This window comes from Pseudomonas sp. RL_5y_Pfl2_69 (assembly GCF_963970465.1).
Classification (GTDB): domain Bacteria; phylum Pseudomonadota; class Gammaproteobacteria; order Pseudomonadales; family Pseudomonadaceae; genus Aquipseudomonas.
On record NZ_CAXAOU010000006.1, the window covers coordinates 279,070 to 304,955 of the forward strand.

A 25,886-nucleotide genomic window follows, 5' to 3' on the forward strand; every position below is an offset into this window, starting at 1 on the left:
CTCTGTCATGGCCAAAGCTGGATTTCGCCTCGCGTTGTTTGCCACCTTGCTGGCGCTGGTGGTGGTGCTGCTCGGCGCCTACACCCGCCTGACCCACGCCGGGCTCGGTTGCCCTGACTGGCCCGGCTGCTATGGCTTTATCAGCGTGCCCAAGACCGAGGCGCAACTGGCACATGCCGAACTGCACTTTCCCGATACTCCGGTGGAGGCTGACAAGGGCTGGAGCGAGATGACCCATCGTTATTTCGCAGGCACGCTGGGCTTATTGATCGTGCTGTTGGCGGCACGGGCCTGGCGGCAACGGCATGTGCCGGATCAACCGCTCAAGCTGCCGCTGTTCATTTTGCTGGTGGTGATTGCCCAAGCGGCTTTTGGCATGTGGACGGTGACGCTCAAATTATGGCCGCAGGTGGTCACGGGCCATTTGCTGGGCGGTTTTGCGACCTTGAGCCTGCTGTTTTTGCTGACCCTGCGCTTGTCCGGAGTCTTGCCCGCGCTGGCTGTGCCCCGTCGCTTGCAGCGCTGGGCCACGGCCGGGTTGGTGCTGGCGATCATGCAAATCGCGCTGGGGGGGTGGGTCAGTTCCAACTATGCCGCGGTGGCCTGTGTCGACGTACCGACCTGTCACGGCCAGTGGTGGCCCGAAGCTGACTTTGCCAATGGCTTTCACCTGACTCAGCACATCGGTCCCAACTACCTTGGCGGGCAACTGGACAGTGAGGCACGTACGGCAATTCACCTCACCCATCGTCTGGGCGCGTTGTTGCTGACCCTGGTGTTGCTGGGCCTGGCCTGGCAGTTGCGCAGGGTCGGCATGACCCGCCTGGCGGGGTTGCTGCTGGTGGCGCTGGCGGTGCAAATCAGTCTGGGGCTCAGCAATGTACTGTTTGGCTTGCCGCTGGCGGTGGCGGTGGCACACAACGCCGGTGGCGCGGCGTTACTGATGACGCTGGTGCTGGTCAACTACCACGCGCGTACGGCCCTGGTCAGGGTCAGGGCCCCGCGCTTTGCCCGCTGGACCTACAGCCTGAAAGGAGAACAGCCGTGGCGACCTTGATTGGCGAACGGGCGCAGCAAGCGTTGTGGCGCGATTATCTGGAACTGACCAAACCCAAAGTGCTGGTACTGATGTTGATTACCTCGCTGGTGGGCATGTTCTTGGCGACCCGTGCCGGAGTGCCCTGGACAGTGCTGATCTTCGGAAACCTGGGGATTGGACTGTGTGCAGGCGGGGCTGCGGCGGTCAATCATGTGGTGGACCGGCGCATTGACGCCGTCATGGCCCGCACCCATAAACGCCCGCTGGCGCAGGGGCGTGTGTCACCGCTTGGCGCGCTGTCATTCGCCCTGTTGCTGGCCTTGGCGGGCATGGGGCTGCTGCTGACGTTTACCAATCCCCTCACCGCCTGGCTGACGCTGGCGTCTTTGCTGGGTTACGCGGTGATTTACACCGGTTTTTTGAAGCGGGCCACGCCGCAGAATATTGTGATCGGCGGGCTGGCCGGTGCGGCGCCGCCATTGTTGGGGTGGGTGGCAGTCACGGGGCACGTCACCGCCGAGCCGCTGCTGCTGGTGCTGATTATCTTCGCCTGGACCCCGCCGCATTTTTGGGCGCTGGCCATTCATCGCAAGGAGGAATACGCCAAGGCTGATATCCCGATGTTGCCGGTGACCCATGGCGAGCACTACACCAAGGTGCATATCGTGCTGTACACCTTCGTGCTGCTGGCAGTCAGCCTGCTGCCGTTTGTGATTCACATGAGCGGCTTGCTCTATCTGGCGTGTGCGCTAGGGTTGGGCGCACGCTTTCTGCATTGGGCGTGGGTGTTGTACCGTGGCACCCAGCCGCACGCGGCGATCAACACGTTCAAGTACTCTATCTATTACCTGTTCTTGCTGTTTATCGCGCTGCTTGTCGATCACTACCTAGTGTTGAACCTATGACTAAAACTCAAAAAACCGTCTATATCCTCGTTGCGCTGGTGGCGTTGGTCATGGGCCTGACGTTTAACAAAATGATGTCGGGTAAAAGTCAGGGCGACAACACGTCTCTGATTGATGCGGGGATCATTTTGCTGCCGCAAAGCCGTCAGTTGCCGCAGGTGACCATGACCAACCAGGACGGCCAGCCGGTGGTGATGAACGAGCTGAAAGACAAGTGGAGCCTGCTGTTTTTTGGCTACACCTTTTGCCCGGACATTTGCCCGACCACCCTCGCCCAGTTGCGTCAGATCAAAAGCGAGCTGCCTAAAGAGGTGCAGGACAAACTGCAAATCGTGCTGGTCAGCGTCGACCCCCATCGCGATACACCGCAACAGCTCAAGCAGTACCTGGGCTACTTTGACCCGCAGTTTGTGGGCCTGACGCCGGGCTCTATCGATGAGCTGCAAACACTGGCCAACGCGGTGAGCATTCCGTTTATTCCGGCGGATACCAGCAAGCCGAACTACACGGTGGATCACAGTGGAAATCTGGCGCTGATCGGGCCGGACGGCACTCAGCGAGGTTTTATCCGCGCACCGTTCAACAACCAGAAGATGGTTGCCCAGTTGCCGGGGTTGGTTGAACGCAAGTAAGGAAGGTTGCAGAAAACTGCTGTGTGGGAGCTGGCTTGCCTGCGATGCAGGCGGCACGGTCTTTCAGACAAACCGTAATGATGCCATCGCGAGCAAGCCCGCTCCCACATGGAGAGGGGTTTGGTCGCGATGGTGGGTATCAGAACGCCGGAACGATGGCGCCTTTGTATTTTTCCAGAATGAAGGCTTTCACTTCCGGGGTATGCAGGGCTGCAACCAGCTTTTGCATGTCAGCCGAATCTTTATCGTCCGGGCGAGCTACCAGAATGTTCACGTAAGGCGAGTCGCTGCCTTCGATGACCAGTGCGTCTTTTTCCGGGTTCAGCTTGGCTTCCAGCGCGTAGTTGGTGTTGATCAGCGCCAGATCAACCTGGGTCAGCACGCGCGGAATGGTGGCGGCTTCCAGTTCGCGGAACTTCAGGTTTTTAGGGTTCGCGGTGATGTCCTTGACCGTGGACAGGATGTTGGTCGAGTCCTTGAGCTTGATCAGGCCAGCCTTGTCCAGCAGCAGCAGCGCACGGCCGCCATTGGTGGCGTCGTTGGGGATGACAACGGTGCTGCCATCCTTGAGTTCATCAAGTTTTTTGTACTTGCTCGAGTAAGCACCCAGCGGTTCAAGGTGAACGGCTGCAACGCTGACCAGGTGGGTGCCCTTGGCCTTGTTGAACTCATCCAGGTACGGCTGGTGCTGGAAGAAGTTGGCGTCCAGGCGTTTTTCGGCCACTTGTACGTTTGGCTGGATGTAGTCAGTGAAGACCTTGACCTTGAGGTTGACGCCCTCTTTGGCCAATGCAGGTTTCACGAACTCCAGGATCTCGGCGTGCGGCACCGGGGAAGCGGCTACCGACAGGTCGCCCGCGTGGGCCGAAAACGCCGCAACAGCGGCCACAGCAGCAAATAACTTCTTCATTCAGCAACTCCTTGTGAATACCTGGGTTCAGGTATCTGCCAGCCGTGGGCTGGCGGTTACGTTTATTGACGCGGGTCGCGTTTACTTGCGTGAAAAGTGAACCACCAGCCTGTCGCCAACGGTTTGCAGAATTTGCACCAGAATCAGCAACAGCACCACTGTGACGATCATCACGTCAGGCTGGAAGCGCTGATAACCGAACCGGATGGCCAAATCCCCCAGACCGCCAGCGCCAACCACGCCCGCCATTGCGGTGTAGCCCACCAGCGTAATTGCCGTCACCGTGATCGCGGCAAAAATGCCGGGGCGCGCTTCGGGCAACAAGGCATTGGTAATGATCTGACGCGTATTGGCGCCCATAGCCTGAGTGGCTTCGATGATGCCGCGATCCACTTCCCGAAAGGCTGTTTCTATCAAGCGGGCAAAGAACGGTGTGGCGCCCACCACCAATGGTGGAATGGCCCCGGCAACGCCCAATGATGTCCCGGTAATCACCACGGTGAGCGGGATCATGACGACCAGCAAAATGATGAACGGCAGCGAGCGCAGGATGTTCACCACAAAAGACAGCGCGCCATACAGGGTTTTCTGTTCAAGAAGCTGGCGCGGGCTGCACAGGAACAGCAGGATGCCCAGCGGCAGGCCGAGCAATACCGTGAACAGCAGCGAACCGCCGAGCATGATCATGGTGTCGCCGGTGGCTAGCCATATTTCGTACCAATCAATGTTGGAGAAGAAGCCCAGGAAGGATTCCATTAGCGCAGCACCTCCATATGAACGTCAGCAGCAACGAAGCTGGCGAACGCCGCTTCCATGTCGCCACCGGTGATGGCGAGGGTCAGTTGCCCATAAGGGGTGTCTTTGATGCGGTCAATGCGGCCGGCCAGGATGCTGTAATCCACGCCCGTTTCGCGGGCGATGGTGCCCAGCAGAGGCGCGTAGGTAGATTCGCCCTGGAAGGTCAGGCGGACGATGCGGCCAGGGACATGAGCGAAATCGTCGCGCTGCTCACTCTCGTCGATCTGCTCGTCTTCTTGCACAAAGCGCTTGGTGGTCGGGTGCTTGGGGTGCAGGAACACCTCGGCCACCGGACCTTGCTCGACGATAACGCCAGCATCCATCACCGCCACTTCGTCACACACACGACGGATGACATCCATCTCATGGGTGATCAGCACGATGGTCAGCTTCAGCTCGCGGTTGATCTCGGCCAGCAGTTGCAACACAGAGGCGGTGGTTTGCGGGTCGAGGGCACTGGTGGCCTCGTCGCACAGCAATACTTTGGGTTTGGTTGCCAGGGCACGGGCAATGCCCACACGCTGTTTCTGGCCGCCCGACAGTTGCGCCGGGTACTTTTTGGCGTGATCAGACAGGCCCACGCGTTCGAGCAATTCAGCGACGCGCTGATCAATAGCACTGCGGGACAACTCACCGGCAAGTGTCAGAGGCATTGCAACGTTGTCGGCCACGGTCTTGGAGGCCAGCAGGTTGAAGTGCTGGAAGATCATGCCCACTTGCTGACGGAAGCGGCGCAGGCCGTTGGCGTCCATTGCGGTCACGTCTTCGTTGTCGACGATGATCTTGCCGCCGCTCGGGGTTTCAAGGCGGTTGATCAGACGCAGCAATGTACTTTTACCCGCACCGGAGTGGCCAATCAGGCCGAACACCTTGCCGCTCTCAACACGCAAACTGGTGGAGTGCAACGCGGGAATGTCCTTACCGGCAACCCGGTAAGTTTTATGAACGTTATGAAACTCAATCACGTAGCGAACCTTGTGGGCGCGTAAATAGAAGTTCAGCGGTAAGCCGGGCACGCATCTTATCGTGCTCGCATATGCTTGACTTAGCATTTATTAATGGGCATTCCTTTGATTTTGGAATAAGAAATCAAAGGTCAGAAAATGCCAATCGCCGCGTGTGCCAGTGTTGCGCTAGGGCGCAATACTCTGGGTTGGCACAGGCGGCGACTTTTTGTATCAAGGCTTGCGCGGTGTCAGTACCAATTGCGCAGGCACATGGCGAATGATCTGACGCTCAAGGCTCAGGTCAAACCCGGGGTCGAGCTTTTTAACGCGCTTGCTGATCAGTGTGGCCAGCCACGGGTAGTCCGCCGTACGCGGAACCTGCAGGCTGACGGCACACTGGTAATTGACGATATCTTGCGCGATCAAATCCAGTTGATGGCGAAGTTTCGCACTATCGGTGATGTTCAGCGCTACGGTGGTGCTCAGGGCCGCCGGGTCGATCACCTTGGCCGGTGGACGGGCTTCAGCTGCCTTGAGGGCTGCCTCGGCTTTATCCAGCTCGGCCTTGCGTGCCTGGGCAATGGCGCTGTTGACGCCGCCCGTCAGCGCAGGTGCTTTGGGCATCAGGGCGCGGGCACGGCTCAGGGCTGTGGCTGCGGCGTTGACGTCACCTTTTTGCAGAACGATCTGGCTGCGCTGCAGGTAGGCTTCGGCCAGTTGGCGCTGGTACTGCACCCATTGCGGATCATCCGGCGTCTGGGCCTGCAAGGTGCTCAGTTGGTCTTCAGCGGTCGCGAGTTCGCTGCTGGCCAGGTTTTGCTCCAGTTGTGCGATGGCCGCAGCGCGAGCGTCAACGGCAGTAGTATCGGCCGACGGCGTGCTTTGGCAGGCGCCCAGCAGCAAGGAAAATGCGGCCAGGAGCAAGTAACGGAAGTTGAACAGCTTCATTCCTGCGGCTCTCTAAGTGCGCAAAAAACAAGCAAGTCTACACCCCTCGACGGGGCAGAACAAAACTCAGCAAAAACAGTGCAGCGGCACACACCACAATCGATGGCCCCGCCGGCGTGTCCTTGAACCATGACAAGGCCAGGCCACCACACACGGCCAGTATTCCCAGGGCACTGGCGCCCAGTGCCATTTGCTCCGGAGAGCGCGCATGGCGTTGGGCCGCTGCTGCCGGAATGATCAGCAGGGAGGTGATCAACAGCACGCCGACGATCTTCATCGCCACGGCGATCACCACGGCGATCAAGAGCATCAGGGTCAAGCGTAACGCGGCCACTGGCAAACCTTCCACCGTGGCCAGTTCTTCGTGAACAGTAATCGCCAGCAACGGCCGCCACAGCGCAACCAGAAGCGCCAGTACCGCAGCGCTGCCGCCCAGAATCCACATCAGGTCGGTAGGGCTGATGGCCAGTAGGTCGCCAAACAAATACGCCATCAGATCAATCCGAACTTCATGCATGAAGCTTAGTACGACCAGCCCGAGGGACAAGGTACTCGGGGCGAGAATTCCGAGCAACGTGTCGGATGCCAACGATTGGCGTTGCTGAAGCGTTACCAGCAGCACGGCCAGCAGCAGGCAGCCCACGGTCACGGCAATGGTGGGGCTGATGTCCAGCAAGAAGCCCATCGCTACACCCAGCAGGGCCGCATGGGACAACGTGTCGCCGAAGTAGGCCATGCGGCGCCACACCACGAACGAACCCAGAGGTCCTGCAACGATTGCCAAAGCCAGACCTGCCAGCAGGGCGTAAAGCAGAAAATCAGCCATGCTTGCAGCCTTCTCCGTGAACGTGGGCGGATGCCGCCGTGGTGTTTTCGTTGACCACCGAACCATGCAAGTCATGGGCGTGGTCGTGGTGGTGGTGATAAATCGCCAGGCTTTGTGCGTTTTTGCCAAACAGTTCGACAAAGGCCGGGTCGCCGCTCACCTGCTCAGGATGGCCTGAACAGCAGACGTGGCGATTAAGGCACACCACCTGATCGGTTGTGCTCATCACCAGATGCAAATCGTGGGAAACCATCAGCACGCCGCAACCGTGGCGGTCGCGCAGGCGGGTGATCAGGGCATACAGCTCCGATTGGCCGGCTACGTCCACGCCTTGAACCGGTTCATCGAGCACCAGCAATTCGGGTTTGCGCAGCAGGGCACGGGCCAGCAGCACACGTTGCATTTCACCGCCGGAAACGCTTTGCACCGGGCTGTCGATGACCTTCTCGGCGCCGACTTCCTTCAGTGCCTCAAGGGCCTGGGCGCGATCTACACCGGGCACCAGACGCAAAAAGCGCAGCACCGACAGCGGCAGTGTCGGGTCGACGTGCAGCTTCTGGGGCATGTAGCCAACACGCAGTTTAGGCTTGCGCCAGACACTGCCGCTGGTGGGCTTGAGCAGGCCGAGTACGGCCTTGACCAACGTGGTTTTACCCGCGCCGTTGGGGCCGATCAGGGTCACGATCTGGCCCGGCTCAACGCTCAGCTCAATATTGTCGAGTACGTTTTGCCCGGCATACGTCACGGTGACGTGTTGCAGGCGAATCAGTGCAGTGCTCATCAGGCCTCCCGGCAACCCGAACACAAACCGACCACTTCGACGGTCTGGCCTTCGACAGTAAAGCCGACATCCCGTGCGCTGTTGATAATCGCGTCACTGATGGATTTTTGTTCAAGTTCGATCGCGGCGTGGCACGTGCGGCAAATCAGGAACTGGCCCTGATGCGGATGCTCGGGATGGCTACAGCCGACAAAGGCATTGAGCGACGAGATGCGGTGCACCAGGCCATTGTCGAGCAGGAAGTCCAGGGCGCGATAAACGGTCGGCGGCGCGGCGCGGCGCCCGTCCTGCTCGCTGAGCACGGCCAGAATGTCGTAGGCACCCAGCGGCTTGTGGCTCTGCCACACCAGTTCCAGCACCCGACGTCGCAAAGCGGTCAGGCGCAGGCCTTTTTGCGCACACAGTACATCGGCCTCAGTAAGCGCACTGTGGACACAATGAGAATGGTCATGGGGACGACTGGCAAGCGGTGTTATAGGCATGGGCGGCGACGATTTTTGAGAGAGACGTTATTATGTTACCTGTTTCAGCCACCATGAGTGCTCATCGTGCCCCGTCTTTTTTCCCTTTTTCTTGCTCTAAGTGCCAGTTTGCTTGTGATTAACCCGGCTCAGGCCGAGGTGAACGTGCTGACCAGCATCAAGCCCTTGCAACTGATTGCCGCTGCCGTACAGGACGGCGTAGGGCACCCGGAGGTACTTTTGCCTCCCAATGCTTCGCCGCATAACTATGCGTTGCGACCATCCGACGTACGGCGTGTGCAGTCGGCGGATCTCTTGTACTGGATCGGTCCGGACATGGAGGGTTTCTTGCCGCGAGTGATCAAGACACGCACCTTGCCATCAGTGACGGTGCAAACCCTGCCGGGTTTGAAGCTGCGTCATTTCGCCGAAGATAGTCATTCCCACGAAGAAGATGCCGCCGAACATGATCACGATCATCGTCCTGGCACACTGGATGCGCATTTGTGGCTGGCGCCGGACAATGCACGGGTGATCGCTGCAAAAATGGCCGCAGACTTGAGCGAAAAAGACCCCGCCAATGCGGCCAGATATCAGGGCAACCTCAAGGCTTTCAATGAACGTCTGGACGAATTGAATGCGCGCTTGAAAGCCCGCATGGCCGGAATTGCCGACAAGCCGTTCTTCGTCTTCCATGAAGGCTACGATTATTTCGAAAGCGCTTACGGTCTTAAGCACACGGGTACGTTCAGCGTGGCTTCGGAAGTGCAGCCGGGCGCTCAACACGTAGCGGCCATGCGCAAGCGTTTGCAGGAAGTGGGCAAGACGTGCGTATTCAGCGACCCGCCGCTGCGTCCGCGTCTGGCTGACACGCTGACGGCCGGCTTGCCGGTGAAGTTGGCGGAGCTGGATGCATTGGGCGGCTATACCCCCGCGACGGCGCAGGGCTACGAGCAGTTGCTGGAAAAGCTGGGCAATGATCTGGCGGGGTGTCTGGAAAGCTTGTAAGCCGACCCCCACAGATTGTGTGGCGTTCACAAAAGTTGCAGCTTGCCAGAACCTCTGTGGGAGCGGGCTTGCTCGCGATTGGATCGACGCGTCTGTTCAGATACACCGCGCCGTTTGAATCGCGAGCAAGCCCGCTCCCACAATTGATTACAGTGTTTGTTACAGCGCGAACGGCAGTTGTACGGTCACCGTCTGACGCAATGCCAGGCGCTTTTCAAATTCGCCCGGATCGTGAATCAGCACGTCCTGACCGGCAAAGGTCTGAGCGGCGATGAGGCGCGACAGCCAGAATCTCACGCACGCAACGCGCAACATGGTGGGCCACAACTCGGCTTCAGCAGCCGTGAACGGGCGCAGTGCCGCATAGGCGCCGAGCAGGGCGCGCGCGCGCGGGGCGTCGATCTGACCTTCTTCGTCAGCACACCAGTCATTCAGGGCGATCGCCACGTCGTACAGCATTGGACCTGAGCAGGCGTTGTAAAAGTCGATCAGCCCCGTCAGATGGGTGCCTTCAAACATCGCGTTGTCGCGAAACAGGTCGCCGTGCAGGTTGGCCCGGGGCAGTGCCAGGATCTGTGCCTTGCGCTCAGTGATTTCCTGTAGCGCCTTTTGCAGCAAATCTGCCGAGTCAGGCGACAAATCAGCCATCAGGGCGGGTCCTTCAGCCAGCATCCAGTCCAGGCCGCGGTCTGTCTTGCGCTCCAGTACCTTGTTGCGCGTGGCTGTGTGCAAGTGACCGAGCAATTCCCCGACCTGGGCGCAATGCTGCGCGTTGGCCTCCCGAATATGCTTGCCCGCCAGGCGTGGCTGCAGCAATGCCGGTTTGCCCTTGAGTTCGCGCAGGGCCTGGCCGTCAACGGTGCGCAAGGCAAAAGGCACCGGAAGGTCGGCGTCATGCAGCACATCCAGCAGCTCGATAAAGAACGGCATTTCTTTGACCGGGCCGCGCTCAACCAGGGTCAGGACATATTCACCCTTCTCCAGGCTGATGAAGTAGTTGGTATTTTCGCTTCCCGCGGCAATTCCCTGGAAATCGAGCAGGCGGCCGAGTTCGTAAGGCGCAAGGAAGGTTTCCAACTCGCTGCGAGTCAGTGGGGTGAATACAGACATGATTTAAATTGCCAGTACGGGCGCCGTGCGAGGCGGCGCCAATTAAAGTTAAGACGCTACTTCCATTCGAAGATTTTCCACGAAGGAATCAGCATATCCGGCTGGTCGGAACGGATGTAATTGGCATCAGTACCATCAGCCCGCACCAGAAAGTACGGTTTGCCCCCTTTTGGGGTGACCTTGATGGCGTACAGGAAACCGTTTTGACGGTATTCCTGAATGGTTTTATCGCCTTCCGTGCGAATGGTTACATCTGGATCGGCGGTGACTGCTTCATCGGCTGCAAAGGTTACCAGCGGAGTGAATGCAAACAAACCGGTCAGCAACAGGCGATTGAGTGTACGCATGATAACCTTGTCCCTTTGTCGTCATTGGTCCGGACATTCTAGCGCCGGACTCGCCGAAAAGGTTGATCCTGCTCATGAGCCAAGCTCCCCTCGTCCTGGTGGACGGTTCTTCATATCTGTACCGCGCCTTTCACGCGCTTCCGCCGCTGACTACGTCCAAGGGTCTGCCGACAGGCGCCGTAAAGGGCGTGTTGAACATGCTCAAAAGCCTGCGCAAGCAGTATCCGGACAGCCCGTTCGCGGTGGTTTTCGATGCCAAGGGCGGGACATTTCGCGATGACATGTACGCCGAATACAAGGCCAATCGTCCGAGCATGCCCGATGACATGCGGGTGCAAATCGAGCCGTTGCACGCCAGTGTGATCGCGCTGGGCTTCCCTCTGCTGTGCGTTGAAGGCGTTGAAGCGGACGATGTCATCGGCACGCTGGCTCGCAGCAGCGCAGCAGCAGACCGACCAGTGGTTATCTCGACCGGTGACAAGGACATGGCCCAGCTGGTTGATGGCCACATCACCCTGGTCAACACCATGACCGGCAGCGTGATGGATATCGAGGGCGTCAAAGAGAAATTTGGCGTCTCGCCCGAGCAGATCATCGATTACCTCGCGCTGATGGGCGATTCGTCCGACAACATTCCAGGCGTTCCGGGGATTGGTCCAAAGACCGCGTCTGGCTTGCTGGTGGGTGTAGGCGGTGGCCTTTCTGATCTGTACGAAAAGCTCGATATCGTGCCGACCCTGCCCATTCGTGGCGCAAAAAACCTGCCCGCCAAACTCGAAGAACACCGGGAAATGGCATTTTTGTCGTATCAGCTGGCGACCATCAAGGTCGATGTGCCGCTGGACATCGGCCTGGAAGACTTGCACCTCAAGGCGCCGGACTGCGAAAAACTGATTGAGCTGTACACCGAGCTGGAATTCAAAAGCTGGATTGCCGATGTTGAGCGCGAGGCCAAGCGCGCCGGTCAGGTGATTGTGCAGGAAGAGCTGCCCGCCTCAACGGATGAACAGCACTACGAGACCATTCTCGATCAGGCCCGTTTTGACGTATGGCTGAAGAAGCTCAACGACGCCAAATTGATTGCCTTTGACACCGAAACCACCGGCCTGGACGCCCAGCAAGCACAGCTGGTGGGGCTCTCGTTTGCAGTCAAGCCGGGCGAAGCTGCCTATATTCCGTTGACCCACTCCTATATGGGCGTGCCGGAGCAACTGGATCGCGACACCGTCCTGCGTGCCCTCAAGCCGTTGCTGGAAGATCCGAGTAAAGCCAAGGTCGGGCAACACGCCAAGTACGACATGAATATCCTGGCCAACTGCGCCATCGGTGGCGATCAGGCGTGCGGGATCATGGTGCAGGGCGTTGCCTTCGACACCATGCTTGAGTCCTATGTGCTGGACTCCACAGGCAGCCGTCATGACATGGACAGCCTGGCCCTCAAGTACCTGGGGCACACCACTACCAGTTTTCAGGACATAGCCGGCAAAGGCGTCAAACAGCTGACCTTTGACCAGATTTCCCTGGAGCAGGCAGGGCCGTATGCTGCCGAAGATGCCGACGTGACCTTGCGCCTGCACCATGTGCTGCACGAAAAACTGGCAGCGATCCCTAGCCTGAACAGCGTGCTGACAGACATCGAGATGCCGCTGGTGCCGGTGCTGGCGCGTATTGAACGCCAGGGCGCGCTGGTAGATGCCAACCTGCTGGGCATTCAAAGCGTTGAGCTGGGTGACAAGCTGGTTGCACTTGAGCGTGAGGCTTTTGCCATTGCCGGTGAGGAATTCAACCTGAGTTCACCTAAGCAACTGGGTGTGATTCTGTACGAAAAACTCGGTTTGCCGATTATCAGCAAAACAGCCAAAGGCCAGCCTTCGACTGCCGAAGCCGTGCTGGCTGAACTGGCCGAGCAGGATTTCCCGTTGCCCAAGGTGCTGATGCAGTACCGCTCGATGAGCAAACTGAAAAGCACCTACACCGATCGGCTACCTGAGCAGATCAATCCGCGTACGGGGCGCATTCATACGTCCTACCACCAGGCTGTTACGGCGACCGGGCGTTTGTCTTCAAGTGATCCAAACTTGCAGAACATTCCGATTCGTACCGCCGAAGGTCGTCGGATTCGTCAGGCGTTCGTTGCTCCCAAAGGCTACAAACTGCTGGCGGCGGACTACTCGCAAATCGAACTGCGGATCATGGCTCATCTGGCCAAGGACGAAGGTTTGCTGCATGCCTTCCGCAACAATCTGGATGTGCACAGCGCTACGGCGGCCGAAGTTTTTGGGGTTGAGCTGGGTGATGTCACCACTGATCAGCGTCGCAGCGCCAAGGCAATCAACTTTGGCCTGATCTATGGCATGAGCGCCTTTGGCCTTGCCAAGCAGATCGGTGTCGATCGCAAACAGTCACAGGCCTATATCGACCGCTATTTCGCGCGGTATCCGGGGGTGCTGGATTACATGGAGCGCACGCGGACTCAGGCCGCCGAGCAAGGCTATGTCGAGACCATTTTTGGCCGTCGCCTGTACTTGCCGGAAATCAACGCGAAAAACCCTGCGCTGCGCAAAGGCGCCGAGCGTACGGCCATCAACGCCCCGATGCAGGGCACCGCAGCCGATATCATCAAAAAAGCGATGGTGGCTGTGGACAACTGGTTGAGTGCGTCTGGTCTTGATGCCCGCGTCATCCTGCAGGTACACGATGAATTGGTGCTTGAAGTGCGTGAAGACCTGGTGGATCAGGTGCGCGATGAAGTGCGTGTGCACATGAGCGAAGCGGCGAAGCTGGATGTGCCACTGGTGGTTGAGGTGGGAGTGGGCAATAACTGGGATGAGGCGCACTAAAACTGCCGAGCCTGGGTAGTCGCTGCCGAGGCACGAAGGCTGCGAGCCCTTGATCTTTGTTGATCTTTAAGGGCTCGCAGCCTTCGTGCCTCGGCAGCGACTACACGTTTTTACGGCTTGGCGCCTGGTCTGCAAGCGGGCTTATTCCAAATCGTTTTTAGCCTCCGGGAACTAAATCTGCCAATCACCACTCAGATTTATTGAACGGGTGGTGAAGCCCTTCAATGCTCCTAATGTTGTGTTAAGTGTTGGCAGATATCTGGACCCCGCCCTAGCGGTCCAGTACTTGAACCCCGGACCTCCTTCCCCCCATGCGAAGTCCGGGGTTTTTTTTGCCCGGGATTTTTACTCGCCAGCCTCGACCAGCTCTTCGCCTTTGTTCGGCAGTTCCATCCAGCGTGCAAGGACGGTGTACGCCTCTTCCAGGCCCATGCGCTTAGGAGTGGAGAATAGCTGGATAGTGACTGCGTCGCCCCACTGCTTGCGAATATCCGACTGAATTTTGAGCAGCGTATTTTTTGCAGCGCCGTACGTCAGTTTGTCGGCTTTGGTCAGCAAAATATGCATCGGCATGCCGCTCGACACGGTCCAATCGAGCATCAACAGGTCGAAATCGGTCATTGGATGACGGATATCCATCATCAAAATCACACCCCTGAGACTTTCGCGGCTGCCGAAATAAGCTTCAAGGTGACGCTGCCAGTGCAGCTTCAGCGGGATCGGCACCTTGGCGTAGCCGTAGCCGGGCAGGTCGACCAGGCGACGTTCTTCGTCCAGCTGGAAGAAGTTCAGCAGCTGGGTGCGCCCTGGCGTTTTCGACGTACGCGCCAGGCTGGCGTGGGTCAAAGTGTTGAGTGCGCTGGACTTGCCGGCGTTTGAGCGGCCGGCAAACGCGACTTCGTAGCCTTCGTCATCGGGGCATTGATCGACTTTGGCAGCGCTGAGCATGAAGGTAGCCTGTTGGCACAGACCTAGAATGGGGTTCTTGAGTTGCATGGGATTTCCGATGTGAGCGGCGTCAGGAATGGACGCGGCGAGCGTGTCGTTTCCGTTTCAGTGACGCCAGTATATAATGCCGCAGATTTTGTGTGCGCTTTGTCCCAGCGTAGGATGAAGAACACGGGAGTGAAAAAACCAGGTTGCGCATTAGAACGCAGCAAGCTCCCAACCCTGAAAAGGTCGTTTTATGACGAAATGGCTGCTAGTTACCGGTGTCTTGAGGCCACGTTACAGCATTCAGGCTACACAGGATCCGGAAGCCGTGTACAACCGCGTTTGTATTGTCTGCCATGCTGGCCAGCATTAAGGCCAAGGTTTGAGCAAGGTATGGAGGCGCTGGTGCAACACGTGACCCAGGGTTTCAAGGCGATGCCGCCGCGTGGTTTGTGCATGGACTGCAGTGTCGAGGATTACCGATCTGTCCTACAGTGGATAGGCGAGTGAGCCCGGCCCATAACTCTTTAACCCTTAGCCGTAGTTGGATTAGCTGATGAACAAATTACTCGTGAGTCTGCTGTTGACCTTGGGTGTCACCGGTATTGCCCAGGCTGCAGGCACCGCTGTTGTAGGCGATGCTGCTGCAGGTCAGGCAAAAACCGCTGTGTGTGGCGCTTGTCACGGTCCAGACGGCAATAGCATGGCCCCAAACTTCCCAAAACTGGCCGGGCAAGGTGATCGTTACCTGCTCAAGCAGTTGCATGAAATCAAGGACGGCAAGCGTCAGGTGCTGGAAATGACCGGCCTGCTGGCAAACCTGAACGATCAGGACCTTGCCGATATCGCTGCTTACTACTCCAGCCAGAAAAACTCGGTTGGCGCTGCCGACCCGGCACTGGTTGCCCAGGGTGAAGCCCTGTTCCGCGGCGGCAACCTTGAGAAAGGCATGCCAGCATGCACCGGTTGCCACTCCCCGGATGGCCAGGGTAACGCGGCTGCAGGCTTCCCGCATCTGGGCGGTCAGCATGCAAGTTACATCGAGAAGCAACTGACAGACTTCCGTGAAGGCGATCGCACCAACGATGGTGACTCGATGATCATGCGCGGCATTGCGGCCAAGATGAGCAACAAGGACATCAAGGCGCTGGCCAGCTATATTCAGGGTCTGCACTAAGGCCGTTACGATCGGTGGAGACAGTCCTTGAAACGACTGGTCATCTTAACGATCGTTTAATCCTTGAATGTGAACCTCAAAGGGCAGCTTCGGCTGCCCTTTTTCATGGCATCTACCGTTACACTATCGAACTCAAGTCAGCGCGGGCCTGTCTGAATACAGGTCACGTTGAAACGACCTTATCTGCCCAGGAGTAAAGCATGCGTAATCTGATTCTCAGCGCCGCTCTCGTCAGTGCCAGCCTGTTTGGCATGACCGCTCAAGCTGCCGAACCGCTTGAGGCGGGTAAACAATATGTAGAGCTGAGCAGCGCCGTTCCGGTTGCAGTGCCTGGCAAGATCGAAGTTGTCGAACTGTTCTGGTATGGCTGCCCGCATTGCTTTGCATTCGAGCCAACCATCAACCCTTGGGCTGAAAAGTTGCCGGCTGATGTGAACTTTGTACGTATCCCTGCCATGTTTGGCGGGATCTGGAATGTTCACGGTCAACTGTTCATCACCCTGGAAGCCATGGGTGTAGAAAACAAGGTTCACAAGGCTGTTTTCCAGGCGATCCATGACGGCAAAAAGCTGGCTACCCCGGAAGAAATGGCTGAATTCCTGGCAGGCGAGGGCATCGATAAAGACAAGTTCCTGAGCACCTATAACTCGTTCGCCGTTAAGGGCAAGGTTGAGGATGCCAAGAAAAAGGCCCAGGCCTACCAGATCTCCGGTGTACCGACCATGGTCGTTAACGGCAAGTATCGCTTTGACCTGGGCACTGCCGGCGGTCCTGAGGGCGCATTGAGTGTTGCCGATCAGTTGATCGCCAAAGAGCGCGCGGCGAGCGCCAAGAACTAAGCGGCGCCCGCCCCCGTGCGTCGCTGGAAAAGCGAGCGAATCGTTGGTCTGCACGAACCGCAGATCAATGAGGACCATCTGGCAACCTGCGGGATGCCGGATGATCGGCGTCTGCGATTGCTCAGTTTCAATATCCAGGTCGGTAACAGCACTCAAGGTTACCGACACTACCTGACCCGCAGCTGGCAGCATGTGCTGCCACACAAGGGGCGGGCCGGTAACCTGGAGCGCATAGGCGACTTGCTGGGCGACTTCGATCTGGTTGCCCTGCAAGAGGCGGACGGTGGCAGCCACCGCTCCGGCTACGTCAATCAGGTCAAGTACCTGGCCCAACAGGGCGAATTCCCCTACTGGTATCAACAACTCAATCGCAACCTGGGTCGTTTGGCCCAGCACAGTAACGGGATGCTGAGCCGTCTGCGTCCTAGTGCTATTGAGGATCATCCCTTGCCCGGCCCTGCGGGTCGTGGCGCCATTCTGGTGCGTTTCGGTGATGGCCCGGATGCATTGGTGGTCGTGGTCATGCACCTGGCGCTGGGGACAAAAACCCGCACCCGACAGCTGGCTTACATTCGTGAGCTGATTGGCGGGTATCAGCATCAAGTGTTGATGGGCGACATGAATACCCATGCCAACGACCTGCTGCATACATCGCCTCTGCGCGACCTGGGGTTGCTGGCACCGCAAATGGAGGCCACTTTCCCCAGTTGGCGTCCACAACGCTGTCTTGATCATATTCTGCTCAGTCCCAGCCTGACCCTTGAGCGGGTGCAGGTGCTGGACCAGCCTATTTCAGACCACTTGCCTGTGGCGGTTGATATCCGTTTGCCAGGCTCGGTGGGTGTTGATTCACAGATTGCCTTGCGACCCACAGACAGTGGGCCCCTGGCATGAGTGACGAAGCTGCGCGCTGGAAAGAGAAATACCTTAAAAGTGTTGAGCAGCAAGACAAGCTGGAGCGTCGCTGGAATGCACGCCTCGACTTGCTGCGCCGTGGACTGGTACGCAGCACCCTGGCGGCAGAAGGCACTGATCGCACCGTCGATCAGTGCATGAAGGAAATGCGCGAAGTGGTGCGCACCAATGAGATGGACGCTGCCCTGGCCGCCTTGCTGCCTCGCCTGGAAAAGGCAGTCCTTGACTCTGAACAGCGTCGCGAAACCCGGGTTGAGCAAGTCGGTGTAGCGCTCAACACCCTGGTCACACAACTGCAAGCTTTGCCGTTGCCCCGTGAAGTCAGCAAACCGCTCAAGGCATTTGCCAAGCAGCTCGACAACCGGGTGGCCCATGCCCGTGAAATACCGCTGTTGCTTGACGAGCTAAGCCGCTTGCAAGGACAGGCTCTGGCGCAGCAAGACAATGGCGCAGAACCGCCCAGACCGGGATTGTTGCAGCGACTTTTCGGGGGGCACGACGCCGATAAAACCCAGGGCGAGCCCCTTGAACCTGCGCCGGCAGCTCCCGAGGTGCAGCCGGCACGTGTCATGGCGCCACCGGTTGTCGCCAAACCACTGGAAGCCTCTTCGCCAGAGGTGAAGCCGCGGCTGGCAGTTGAAGTGGCCTCTCCACACATCAACGCCCCGCAGCCCAAGACGGAGTCTTTGGCCGACGCCGAGCCCGAACCCGAGCCGCAGGTTGTTGGCGAGCCAGAGGAGCCGGAGCCGGGCGGTGCGCTTGAGTCCGTTGTCGCGCAGGTCGACGCTGAAAATAATGTCCTCCACGTGCCGCCTGAGCCTTCCAGCCTTGAAATGGCGGGCAGTCCCGAGCCGGTTGAGGGTGAGATTGACGCCGTCTATGCCCTGCCCGAAAGCCCCGAGCCGTCTTACAGTTCGGTGGCGGTGCATATCGAATCCACACTGCTCGGTCTGCTCAAAGATCTATCCCTGCCCGAACATCACCGGCCGCAGGCCGAAGCCATGCGCAAGCGTCTCGAAAAGGGGCTGAACTGGTACGAATTGCTGCCGATTCTCGATGATCTTGCCGTCTTGATGCTGGCCATTACCGATAGCGGCCAGCATGAGTTCGAAGCGTATCTCAAGCAACTCAACGGGCGCCTTGAGTCGTTCCAGAACAACCTTCAGGCGGCCAGTGAAGGCCATGCCGAAGGACGGTCTGCCGCGGACGACCTGCACTCCCGGCTGCTTGAGCACGTCGATGGTTTGCAAAACAGCGTGCAAGACGCTGTTGACCTGAACAGCCTCAAGCACCTTTTGGAAAACCGCCTGGAAGGGTTGCTGGGTACGATGGATCAGCACCAGCAACAGCGAAATGCCCGTGAACAGGAGCTTTCAGCCCACCTGCAAGGGTTGGCCGAGCGCATAACCCACATGGAGCAGCAGGCCCAGGACTACCGCGAACACCTTGAGGAGCAGCGCCAGAAAGCATTGATAGACCCTCTGACCGGCCTGCCTAACCGGGCGGCATGGGGTGAGCGCCTGCAATTTGAAGTGGAACAGTGGCAAGTTCACGGCAACCCGTTGCTGATTGCCATGCTCGACCTCGATCACTTCAAGCGTATCAATGATGGCTATGGCCACCTGGCGGGCGACAAGGTGCTCAAGATCATCGCCGCACAGTTGCGCAAACACCTGCTTCCCAGCGATTTTGTTGCCCGTTTTGGTGGCGAAGAGTTCGTGCTGCTGATGCCCGGTACAACACTGGCTGACGGCCTGCAGCGGGCCGAAAGGCTTCGGGCGGCCATCGAGGCGTGTCCGTTCCATTTCAAAGGCGAGCCTGTGACTCTGACCGCCTCCATCGGGGTGTCGGCGTTCAAGGCGGGTGATCGCAGCGAGCACGTGATCAAGCGGGCAGACGATGCGCTGTATCGGGTCAAGGCTAATGGGCGTAATGGCGTTGATCCGTGTCCATCAACTACTGAGTTCATTCTTTAAATAAACACTGTCGATTGAAAGTATCTAAGTAAAGCGTGCTGGGGGTCGTAATAGCTTTCCAACTGCCCAGTAGTACTTATCGGTTTTTAAACAGTATTGCTTAATGATGTTTGTTGATTCTTGACGTGCGAAGGGTGAGCGACTTATATGAAATAACAGGCTGTTTCAGGTTGCTCTAAGGGTGGCCGCAGCACTGTCATCTGTTTATAGGTCGGATGTTTATTGAGAGCGCCATGCCTGCGTGTTCAGGCTGTGTGGTGCCCTGCGCGACTCAAAAGGTAATATATGAAAACGTTAATTTCCTTGTTGTCCGCTCTTGTTTTACTGGTGGGCGCTATTGCGGTTAATGCAGCGGATAAAACCTCCCTGTATTCAGCATATATCAACAAAGATGGAACCCTGGCAACGCAGTCGCCTTATTGGATTGACCGTATTGAATATTCCAGTCAGCCCGATTATGCAGCCAGTTATAAAATAAAGTTGAGGTCCGACAGCTTCCAAAAAGTGCCAAAGTTTTGTGTGGTGTCGGCCGATGATAAATCAAGTTATGAGCACACGCTTTATGGCATGGCAAAGTTGTCGGGTAAACCGACCCGTGAAGAGGTCAATGTGATCGGGCTGATGCTGGGGCTCGATGGGCCGTCGGGCGACTCATCGACAAGCTTTTATCTGGTGTGCGGCAAGTAGCCGCTTTCCTCCTGCTCGTGCGCGAGCAGGGGGCTCGTTTCAACTCGCTGCCCTGGTACAGCTGCGCGACATGAGCAGTGAGGTATGCTTGATCATTAACTTTCAGCTGTGTTGTCTTTGCCCATGAAATTTTTAACGTTGATCTTGTCCATCGTTTTGCTGGCCGGGTGTGCCAATGGCCCTCCCATGGACACCCGCCATCCGTCGGTCAACTACGACAGCCGCGTGCAGTTTGTGGTGCTTCATTACACCTCGACCTCTCTGGAGCGCTCTCTGGAGCTGTTGACCCATGGTCCTGTCAGCAGCCATTACCTGATAGGTGATACCCCGCCAACGATCTACAAGCTGGTGGACGAAAACCAGCGCGCCTGGCATGCCGGTGAAAGCCAATGGAAAGGCCGCACATGGTTGAACTCCAGCTCCATCGGCATTGAAATCGTCAACAAGGGTTTTCGTGACACCCCGCAAGGGCGGGTCTGGTATCCCTACACCGAAGGTCAGGTCCAGTCGCTTATTGCCCTGCTCAAAGACATTTCGACACGCTACAAGATCGACCCGCGCAACATCATTGGCCATAGCGACATAGCCCCATTGCGCAAGCTGGACCCCGGGCCGCTTTTCCCCTGGAAGCGACTGGCCGAGGCAGGCTTTGGTATCTGGCCTAATGCTCAAGCCGTCGCCCGTGAGCAAGCGCTGTACGCCAGCAATGTGCCGAGCATTACCTGGTTTCAGCAGCAGCTGGCGCTATTGGGCTACGAAACGCCGCAAACCGGGGAGCTGGATGTTGCGACTCGCCACGTGTTGTCCGCGTTTCAGATGCACTTCAGGCCTGCACTATTTGATGGCACGCCGGATGCTGAGAGTGCGGCCATCTTGAAAGTGTTGAACACGCAAAAGCACTGATAAACCCGTGAGGGCTACAGCAGCGGTAGCGCCATGTAAAACTGCGTGCCTTGGCCGGGGCGCGAGTACACACCGATGCGCCCGCCATGCAGTTGCACAATCTCCTTGCACAGCGCCAAACCAAGCCCGGCCCCGCCTTTTTTGCGACCCACCTGCACAAAGGGTTCAAAAATACGGCCTTGCTGGCTATAGGCAATACCTTCGCCATTGTCTTCGATACTGATGATCACCCGCTCACCATGGCGCCGGGCCTGAAGTCTGATCTGGCCGCCACTGGGGGTATGGCGCAAGGCGTTGTCCAGCAGATTATCCAGCACACGTTCAAGCTGGACCTGATCGGCACTGAGCACAGGCAGAGGCTGTTGCAGCTCGACCAATAGCTCGATATTCCTCGCGGTGGCAGGTTCTGCGAAGCGTGCGCGTGCGTCTTCGAGCATCTGCCCGAGGTCACAGGGGGTCAGCGTCAGCTTTTGCATGCCGTTTTGATAACGAGAGAAGTTCAGCAGGTCATTGATCAGCTGCATCAGGCGCTGCATTTCTTCGTTTACGGTGTTGAGCAAATCGGTTTCGCGCGATTGCGGATCAAAGCGCGCGCGTTCCAGAAACAATCCGAACGCCATGTGCATGCCGGTGACGGGGGTACGCAGCTCATGGGACGCCCGCAGTACGAACTCGCTGCGTACACGCTCAAAAGCGCGTTGCTCGGTGACATCATGGAGCACCATGACCGCGCCAAGAATCGGACCTTTGGGTTGGCTGACCGGGGTCAGGCTATAGGTCAGCAGGCGGTTCTCGCCCTCGATGTCGACACTCAAGTCTTCCGGTAACCGTTCAAGGCTGCCACCGCGCAGCACCGTTTGCAGTTGCTGGTCGAGTTCGGGGCGTTGCAACGCTTCGCCCAGTGGCTGGCCCAGGCGGCTTTCGTCCCAGCCCAGTTGCCGCTGTGCCACCGGATTCAAATGCTCGAGTCGACCCTGCTGATCAATCATCAACAACCCGTCATCAATACTGTCGAGCACTGCCTGCAGCCGTTGCTGGCCCGCCAGCAGCTCGTCGATATTGGTTGCCTGATGTTGGCGCAAGGCTTCGGCCATCGTGCCGAAGCGCCGTGTGAGCAGGTTCATTTCAGTGGCCGAAGAGAGCGGCAGTACCACCTCAAAGTTACCTTTGCCAATATTGTCGGCGGCTTTGGCCAGCGCCTCGATGGGGGCACCAAAACGCCTGGCAATGCCGTGGGCGGTAACAAAGCCGATGATGAGCACCGCAAGGCCGACCAGACCCAGCAGGGACGCGATGATTATGGCGCGATCACGGGCGGCGGCCTGTGCGGCATAAATGGTATCCAGCGCTCGGCGGTGTTCGGTGATCAGGCCATTGCGCAACTGATTGAAGCGATTTGAAAGCTCGTTGTCAGTGCTCAGATTGAGTGACGCGCTATTGGCTTGATGGAACGCTTCCAAAAAACTGCCGTAATCTTTGCGTGCCTGAGCAAAGCCGCTGTGCAGATCGTTTTTGCGCTCATGCTCGATGCCCTCGTCGAGCAGGGTCAGATACTCCTGGGTAGAGGCTTTCAGCGCCTGCGGGTCTGGATTGTTGCGCAGCATCAGGATCAATTGATCACCCAGGGACTGACGCAGCTTGAGCCCCAGATCCAGAGTGATGAAGTTGTTGCGTATCAGAGCCTCTTGGCTCTTGGCCATCTGCATCACGCTGACAACGCCAAGCAAAAGCCCGAGCAACGCCACTGTAATCAGTGCAGAGATGCTAAGGAACAGACGGGTACGCAGCTTGATCGCAAGTCTCATCGGATGCTCACAGGTTGTACTGCTTACGTTTGCGATACAGCGTCGAGGCATCAATGCCCAAGGTTTTTGCCGCCTGATCCAGTGTTTCGCTGGTAGCGAGAACGGCGCCGATATGGGCTTTTTCCAGTTGGTCCAGGCTTAATGCCGCACCAATGCGCGGGGCATTGGGTGTGGTCTGTTCTGCCATGCCCAAGTGGCTGACTTCGACCACTTCCTGGGGACAAATGATACTGGCGCGCTCAACCACGTTGCGCAACTCTCGAATATTACCCGGCCAGCGGTAGTTGGACAGCGCCAGGCGGGCTTCCTGACTGAAGCCCCGAGCAGGTCGGGCGTATTCCTTGACGAAGCGGGCCAGAAAGCGATCGGCCAGGGTCAGGATATCTTCACTGCGCTCGCGTAACGGCGGCAGATGCAAGGTGATTACGTTCAGGCGATAGAGCAGGTCTTCACGAAAACGACCATCACGCACCATGTCTTCAAGGTTGAGGTTGGTGGCGGCCAGAATCCTTACATCGGCGCGGCGGGTCACGGGGTCGCCCACGCGTTCGTATTCCTTGTCCTGAATAAAGCGCAGCAGCTTTGGCTGGAGTGTCAGTGGGAAGTCACCGATCTCATCCAGGAACAATGTACCGCCGTCAGCCTGGTTAACCCGGCCCAGTGTGCTTTCACTGGCACCGGTAAACGCTCCGCGGGTATGGCCGAACAGCTCGCTCTCCATCAACTCGGCGGTCAGGGACGGGCAGTTAATAGTCACGCACGATTTCTTGGCCCGTTTGCTCCAGCCATGAATCGCCCGTGCCAACTCGCCCTTACCAGTGCCGGATTCACCGAGAATCAAGATGTTGGCATCAGTGCCAGCGACCTGACGTGCCGTTTCCAGTACCGCCATCATGGCCGGACTGTGGGAGTCCAGGCCGTCCTTTGGCTTGCGCACTTCGCCTTCCAGGGCTTCAAGACGGGCGGACAACTGGCGCACTTCCAACTGTTTGGCCGTCGCCAGACGCAACTGGTCAGGGCTGCACGGTTTGACCAGATAGTCGGCGGCACCGGCTTGAATCGCATCCACTGCGGTGTCGACCGCCGAGTGGGCGGTGACAATCACCACGCGCATCCATGGGGCTTGAATGCGCATCTGGGCCAACACATCCAGGCCGTTGTCTTCGCCCAGGCGCAAATCGAGGAAACACAGATCGAACACCTGACGTTGCAGCAGCGAGTCTGCCTGTGCCGCGCTGTTGGCGGTGGCAACGGTGTAACCCTCGTCTTCGAGGCAATAGCGGAATGTGCGCAGGATGGCAGATTCATCATCGACCAGCAGAATGCGGCCCTGGTGCTCTTTGGCTGATTCCATGTCCTGCGTTCCTTTATGAGTGATCTTGGTTAGTGTCGGAATAATCGGGCAAGTTGCATGATTTTTCAGGATTCATTCCGAGGCTAGCACTGAAGGCAGTCTGTTGCCCGGAGTAACTGGCTGATTTTAAAGCTGAATAGGCTGAATATCAGGTCTTGATCGATCGTGGGAATTTACCCTCGTAGCATCTGACTCGCGGAGCGAGGCTGCGGGGTTTGCGTGGCAGCGGGATCGTGCATAACGCACGACGGGCATTGGGGCTATCGTGCAGGATGCGCGTAAAAGCGGCCTTTTAAAACAACTAAGTATCTGATTTATATAGGTTTTATATCGATTCGAAAACTGGCATGGCACCTGCAATTACCTTTGTATAGAGCGTCGCGGCTTGCGACTTATCCACACATTGACCACCGGGTGGCAGGAGTTTGAACATGAATCGTCAACAATTCTCCAACATGCGTGTTTCGTCATTGCATCTACAGCAGGGTTTGTTTGCCAGCCTTGCCTTGTCGGTGACATTGATCGGTGGTCAACAGTGGAGCCGATTGGAAGCCGCGCCGCAGCCCGTTGCGACCGTTCTGCACTCTGCCGCCCCACAGCAGCATTTCAAGGCTTACGGATCTGTGACTGACTCCGCTGGCCGTTACGAACTGGCGGCTTCGGACGAAACACAAATAGCCAACACTCAACCTGCACCGGAACGTTGGGTGTTTTGAGTGTTCACAACCTTGAGGCCCTGATCGGGCATCGAGCTATACCAGCGGCATCATCCTGTTTCGCACAGTAATAAGGAGAATCACCATGTTGAGTTGGGCAATTACCTTCCTGATTATCGCCATCATCGCTGCAGTTTTGGGCTTCGGTGGTATTGCGGGCACCGCGACCGGCATCGCCAAGATCCTCTTTGTCGTGTTCCTGGTCATGTTTGTGGTGTCCTTCATCTTTGGTCGTCGCGGTCGAGGCTAGGCATGTTCGCCCCATCCTTTAAGGAAGTGGTCGCTGTCCTGTTAATAACAGGCGGCGACCGAGGGGCATGAAACCGGTTACAGGCTTTAATGATGCCAAGGTTTTGCCTTGGTTTTTTTGTGCCTGAAGAAAATCATCCGGTAGACGTAATGCCTTATCAGGGTTCATTTTTTTGAAAACAAATGTGGCCTGAACGGTGCTTCGAAACGTCGACCGTATATCGACAAATAGAAAAATAGCCCGGACTTATATCTGATTTGTGTTGTCGGATATTTCTTGGATATATGCGGCTTTATGCCACTCCCTTCGTGGCTAAAAAGACCTTGAAACAGCCGGTCTACGGCACTTATGTCGTCTATTCTGTGGAATCGCAGGGGGGGCGATTTGAGGTCTTGTCGGACAAAACCCATGCCGATTCGGCATAGGGTAGGCGTTTACGGCATTAGACGGCCACCTCATGCATGGGAATAGTTGCGCCTTTTTTCGCCTGCCAAAGAGCCTTTCTGGCTCGGTTTGGGCGACCTTCTACGGGGGTGGCGGTTTCTGATTTTTGCGCTTTCGAGCGCTCTAGTCTGAGCCTCTGCCCGAGTCCACTTGAAGTAAGGGTAATGACATGAAGAAGGCAAAACTTAGCCTCGCCTGGCAGATCCTGATTGGTCTGGTCCTCGGGATTGCAATCGGCGCGCTGCTCAACCATTTCAGTGCTGAAAAGGCCTGGTGGATCAGTAACGTTCTGCAACCTGCCGGCGATATCTTTATCCGTCTGATCAAGATGATCG

The 25,886-nt window shown here is 57.5% G+C and carries 25 protein-coding genes and 2 pseudogenes; 15 read left to right on the forward strand and 12 right to left on the reverse strand.

Annotated features, from left to right (window positions below; all coding sequences use genetic code 11):
• Window positions 1–7 precede the first annotated feature (7 nt).
• The 3 genes from AACY07_RS13170 to AACY07_RS13180 are packed head-to-tail and all read left to right on the forward strand — an operon-like array spanning window position 8 to window position 2,576.
• Window positions 8–1,057, forward strand: coding sequence for a COX15/CtaA family protein (locus AACY07_RS13170; protein WP_133075091.1), 1,050 nt, complete (start codon window positions 8–10; stop codon window positions 1,055–1,057).
• A complete protein-coding gene (cyoE, locus tag AACY07_RS13175; protein WP_133075092.1) occupies window positions 1,045–1,944 on the forward strand; it encodes a heme o synthase in 900 nt (299 codons plus the stop codon). Before AACY07_RS13170 ends, cyoE begins: the two co-directional genes overlap by 13 nt.
• Window positions 1,941–2,576 (forward strand): SCO family protein, encoded by a 636-nt coding sequence (locus AACY07_RS13180; protein WP_339475137.1) that lies wholly within the window; start codon window positions 1,941–1,943, stop codon window positions 2,574–2,576. The genes cyoE and AACY07_RS13180 overlap by 4 nt, the downstream gene beginning before the upstream one ends.
• Window positions 2,577–2,715: 139 nt before the next feature.
• On the opposite strand, the gene AACY07_RS13185 is transcribed toward AACY07_RS13180, so the two are convergent.
• The 7 genes from AACY07_RS13185 to AACY07_RS13215 form a co-directional block, all read right to left on the reverse strand.
• Complete coding sequence (locus AACY07_RS13185) at window positions 2,716–3,486, reverse strand: MetQ/NlpA family ABC transporter substrate-binding protein (RefSeq protein ID WP_046809345.1); 771 nt, start codon at window positions 3,484–3,486, stop codon at window positions 2,716–2,718.
• An 81-nt stretch (window positions 3,487–3,567) separates the two neighbouring features.
• Window positions 3,568–4,242: a methionine ABC transporter permease gene (locus tag AACY07_RS13190; protein WP_219262030.1), complete on the reverse strand. Its 675-nt coding sequence runs from the start codon at window positions 4,240–4,242 to the stop codon at window positions 3,568–3,570.
• Window positions 4,242–5,249: a methionine ABC transporter ATP-binding protein gene (locus AACY07_RS13195; protein WP_133075341.1), complete on the reverse strand. Its 1,008-nt coding sequence runs from the start codon at window positions 5,247–5,249 to the stop codon at window positions 4,242–4,244. The genes AACY07_RS13190 and AACY07_RS13195 overlap by 1 nt, the downstream gene beginning before the upstream one ends.
• 213 nt (window positions 5,250–5,462) lie before the next feature.
• Window positions 5,463–6,179, reverse strand: a complete 717-nt coding sequence (locus tag AACY07_RS13200; protein ID WP_133075095.1) for a PA5502 family lipoprotein — start codon at window positions 6,177–6,179, stop codon at window positions 5,463–5,465.
• A 37-nt stretch (window positions 6,180–6,216) separates the two neighbouring features.
• Complete coding sequence (gene znuB / locus AACY07_RS13205) at window positions 6,217–7,005, reverse strand: zinc ABC transporter permease subunit ZnuB (RefSeq protein ID WP_133075096.1); 789 nt, start codon at window positions 7,003–7,005, stop codon at window positions 6,217–6,219.
• Window positions 6,998–7,786 carry a zinc ABC transporter ATP-binding protein ZnuC gene (znuC, locus tag AACY07_RS13210; RefSeq protein WP_339475142.1) on the reverse strand — a complete coding sequence of 263 codons (789 nt, stop codon included), beginning with the start codon at window positions 7,784–7,786 and terminating at the stop codon, window positions 6,998–7,000. The genes znuB and znuC overlap by 8 nt, the downstream gene beginning before the upstream one ends.
• Entirely contained in the window at window positions 7,786–8,268 is a 483-nt protein-coding gene (locus AACY07_RS13215; RefSeq protein WP_133075098.1) for a Fur family transcriptional regulator, read from the reverse strand. The genes znuC and AACY07_RS13215 overlap by 1 nt, the downstream gene beginning before the upstream one ends.
• A 66-nt stretch (window positions 8,269–8,334) precedes the next feature.
• Here AACY07_RS13215 and AACY07_RS13220 point away from each other — a divergent pair, with 66 nt between their 5' ends.
• Window positions 8,335–9,255, forward strand: a complete 921-nt coding sequence (locus AACY07_RS13220) for a zinc ABC transporter substrate-binding protein (RefSeq protein ID WP_339475145.1) — start codon at window positions 8,335–8,337, stop codon at window positions 9,253–9,255.
• Window positions 9,256–9,414: 159 nt separating this feature from the next.
• Here AACY07_RS13220 and AACY07_RS13225 read toward each other — a convergent pair whose 3' ends face one another.
• Window positions 9,415–10,365, reverse strand: a complete 951-nt coding sequence (locus AACY07_RS13225; RefSeq protein WP_339475148.1) for a homoserine kinase — start codon at window positions 10,363–10,365, stop codon at window positions 9,415–9,417.
• A 56-nt stretch (window positions 10,366–10,421) separates the two neighbouring features.
• Window positions 10,422–10,712: a DUF2782 domain-containing protein gene (locus tag AACY07_RS13230; RefSeq protein WP_019828138.1), complete on the reverse strand. Its 291-nt coding sequence runs from the start codon at window positions 10,710–10,712 to the stop codon at window positions 10,422–10,424.
• Between the two features lie 74 nt (window positions 10,713–10,786).
• On the opposite strand from AACY07_RS13230, the gene polA reads away from it, so the two are divergent.
• Window positions 10,787–13,552: a DNA polymerase I gene (polA, locus tag AACY07_RS13235; protein WP_339475150.1), complete on the forward strand. Its 2,766-nt coding sequence runs from the start codon at window positions 10,787–10,789 to the stop codon at window positions 13,550–13,552.
• Window positions 13,553–13,897: 345 nt separating this feature from the next.
• Here the strand turns inward: polA and yihA are convergent, their stop codons facing one another.
• On the reverse strand, window positions 13,898–14,548 hold the full coding sequence (yihA, locus tag AACY07_RS13240) for a ribosome biogenesis GTP-binding protein YihA/YsxC (RefSeq protein WP_261740502.1): 651 nt from the start codon (window positions 14,546–14,548) through the stop codon (window positions 13,898–13,900).
• A 190-nt stretch (window positions 14,549–14,738) separates the two neighbouring features.
• Between yihA and AACY07_RS13245 the strand changes: the two are divergent.
• The 7 genes and pseudogenes from AACY07_RS13245 (at window position 14,739) to AACY07_RS13275 (ending at window position 20,982) form a co-directional block, all read left to right on the forward strand.
• Window positions 14,739–14,995: pseudogene (locus tag AACY07_RS13245) on the forward strand (c-type cytochrome).
• A gap of 46 nt (window positions 14,996–15,041) precedes the next feature.
• Window positions 15,042–15,662: a c-type cytochrome gene (locus AACY07_RS13250; RefSeq protein ID WP_339475152.1), complete on the forward strand. Its 621-nt coding sequence runs from the start codon at window positions 15,042–15,044 to the stop codon at window positions 15,660–15,662.
• Window positions 15,663–15,862: 200 nt separating this feature from the next.
• Entirely contained in the window at window positions 15,863–16,501 is a 639-nt protein-coding gene (locus AACY07_RS13255; protein ID WP_133075103.1) for a thiol:disulfide interchange protein DsbA/DsbL, read from the forward strand.
• A 15-nt stretch (window positions 16,502–16,516) separates the two neighbouring features.
• On the forward strand, window positions 16,517–17,395 hold the full coding sequence (locus AACY07_RS13260) for an endonuclease/exonuclease/phosphatase family protein (RefSeq protein WP_133075104.1): 879 nt from the start codon (window positions 16,517–16,519) through the stop codon (window positions 17,393–17,395).
• Window positions 17,392–19,392, forward strand: coding sequence for a diguanylate cyclase (locus AACY07_RS13265; RefSeq protein ID WP_339475155.1), 2,001 nt, complete (start codon window positions 17,392–17,394; stop codon window positions 19,390–19,392). Before AACY07_RS13260 ends, AACY07_RS13265 begins: the two co-directional genes overlap by 4 nt.
• 285 nt (window positions 19,393–19,677) lie before the next feature.
• Window positions 19,678–20,079 carry a hypothetical protein gene (locus tag AACY07_RS13270; RefSeq protein WP_339475157.1) on the forward strand — a complete coding sequence of 134 codons (402 nt, stop codon included), beginning with the start codon at window positions 19,678–19,680 and terminating at the stop codon, window positions 20,077–20,079.
• Window positions 20,080–20,202: 123 nt separating this feature from the next.
• Window positions 20,203–20,982: an N-acetylmuramoyl-L-alanine amidase gene (locus tag AACY07_RS13275; protein WP_339475159.1), complete on the forward strand. Its 780-nt coding sequence runs from the start codon at window positions 20,203–20,205 to the stop codon at window positions 20,980–20,982.
• A gap of 14 nt (window positions 20,983–20,996) precedes the next feature.
• On the opposite strand, the gene AACY07_RS13280 is transcribed toward AACY07_RS13275, so the two are convergent.
• Window positions 20,997–22,787 (reverse strand): KinB sensor domain-containing domain, encoded by a 1,791-nt coding sequence (locus AACY07_RS13280; protein WP_339475160.1) that lies wholly within the window; start codon window positions 22,785–22,787, stop codon window positions 20,997–20,999.
• A gap of 7 nt (window positions 22,788–22,794) precedes the next feature.
• The gene (gene algB, locus AACY07_RS13285) at window positions 22,795–24,141 is read right to left on the reverse strand and encodes a sigma-54-dependent response regulator transcription factor AlgB (RefSeq protein WP_133075109.1); all 1,347 of its coding nucleotides are present in this window, start codon (window positions 24,139–24,141) and stop codon (window positions 22,795–22,797) included.
• Window positions 24,142–24,572: 431 nt separating this feature from the next.
• On the opposite strand from algB, the gene AACY07_RS13290 reads away from it, so the two are divergent.
• The 3 genes and pseudogenes from AACY07_RS13290 to AACY07_RS13300 form a co-directional block, all read left to right on the forward strand.
• The gene (locus AACY07_RS13290; RefSeq protein ID WP_133075110.1) at window positions 24,573–24,857 is read left to right on the forward strand and encodes a hypothetical protein; all 285 of its coding nucleotides are present in this window, start codon (window positions 24,573–24,575) and stop codon (window positions 24,855–24,857) included.
• Window positions 24,858–24,942: 85 nt separating this feature from the next.
• Window positions 24,943–25,107 carry a DUF1328 domain-containing protein gene (locus AACY07_RS13295; protein ID WP_019828122.1) on the forward strand — a complete coding sequence of 55 codons (165 nt, stop codon included), beginning with the start codon at window positions 24,943–24,945 and terminating at the stop codon, window positions 25,105–25,107.
• Window positions 25,108–25,720: 613 nt separating this feature from the next.
• Window positions 25,721–25,886, forward strand: a pseudogene (locus AACY07_RS13300) (glutamate/aspartate:proton symporter GltP); the annotation flags it as partial.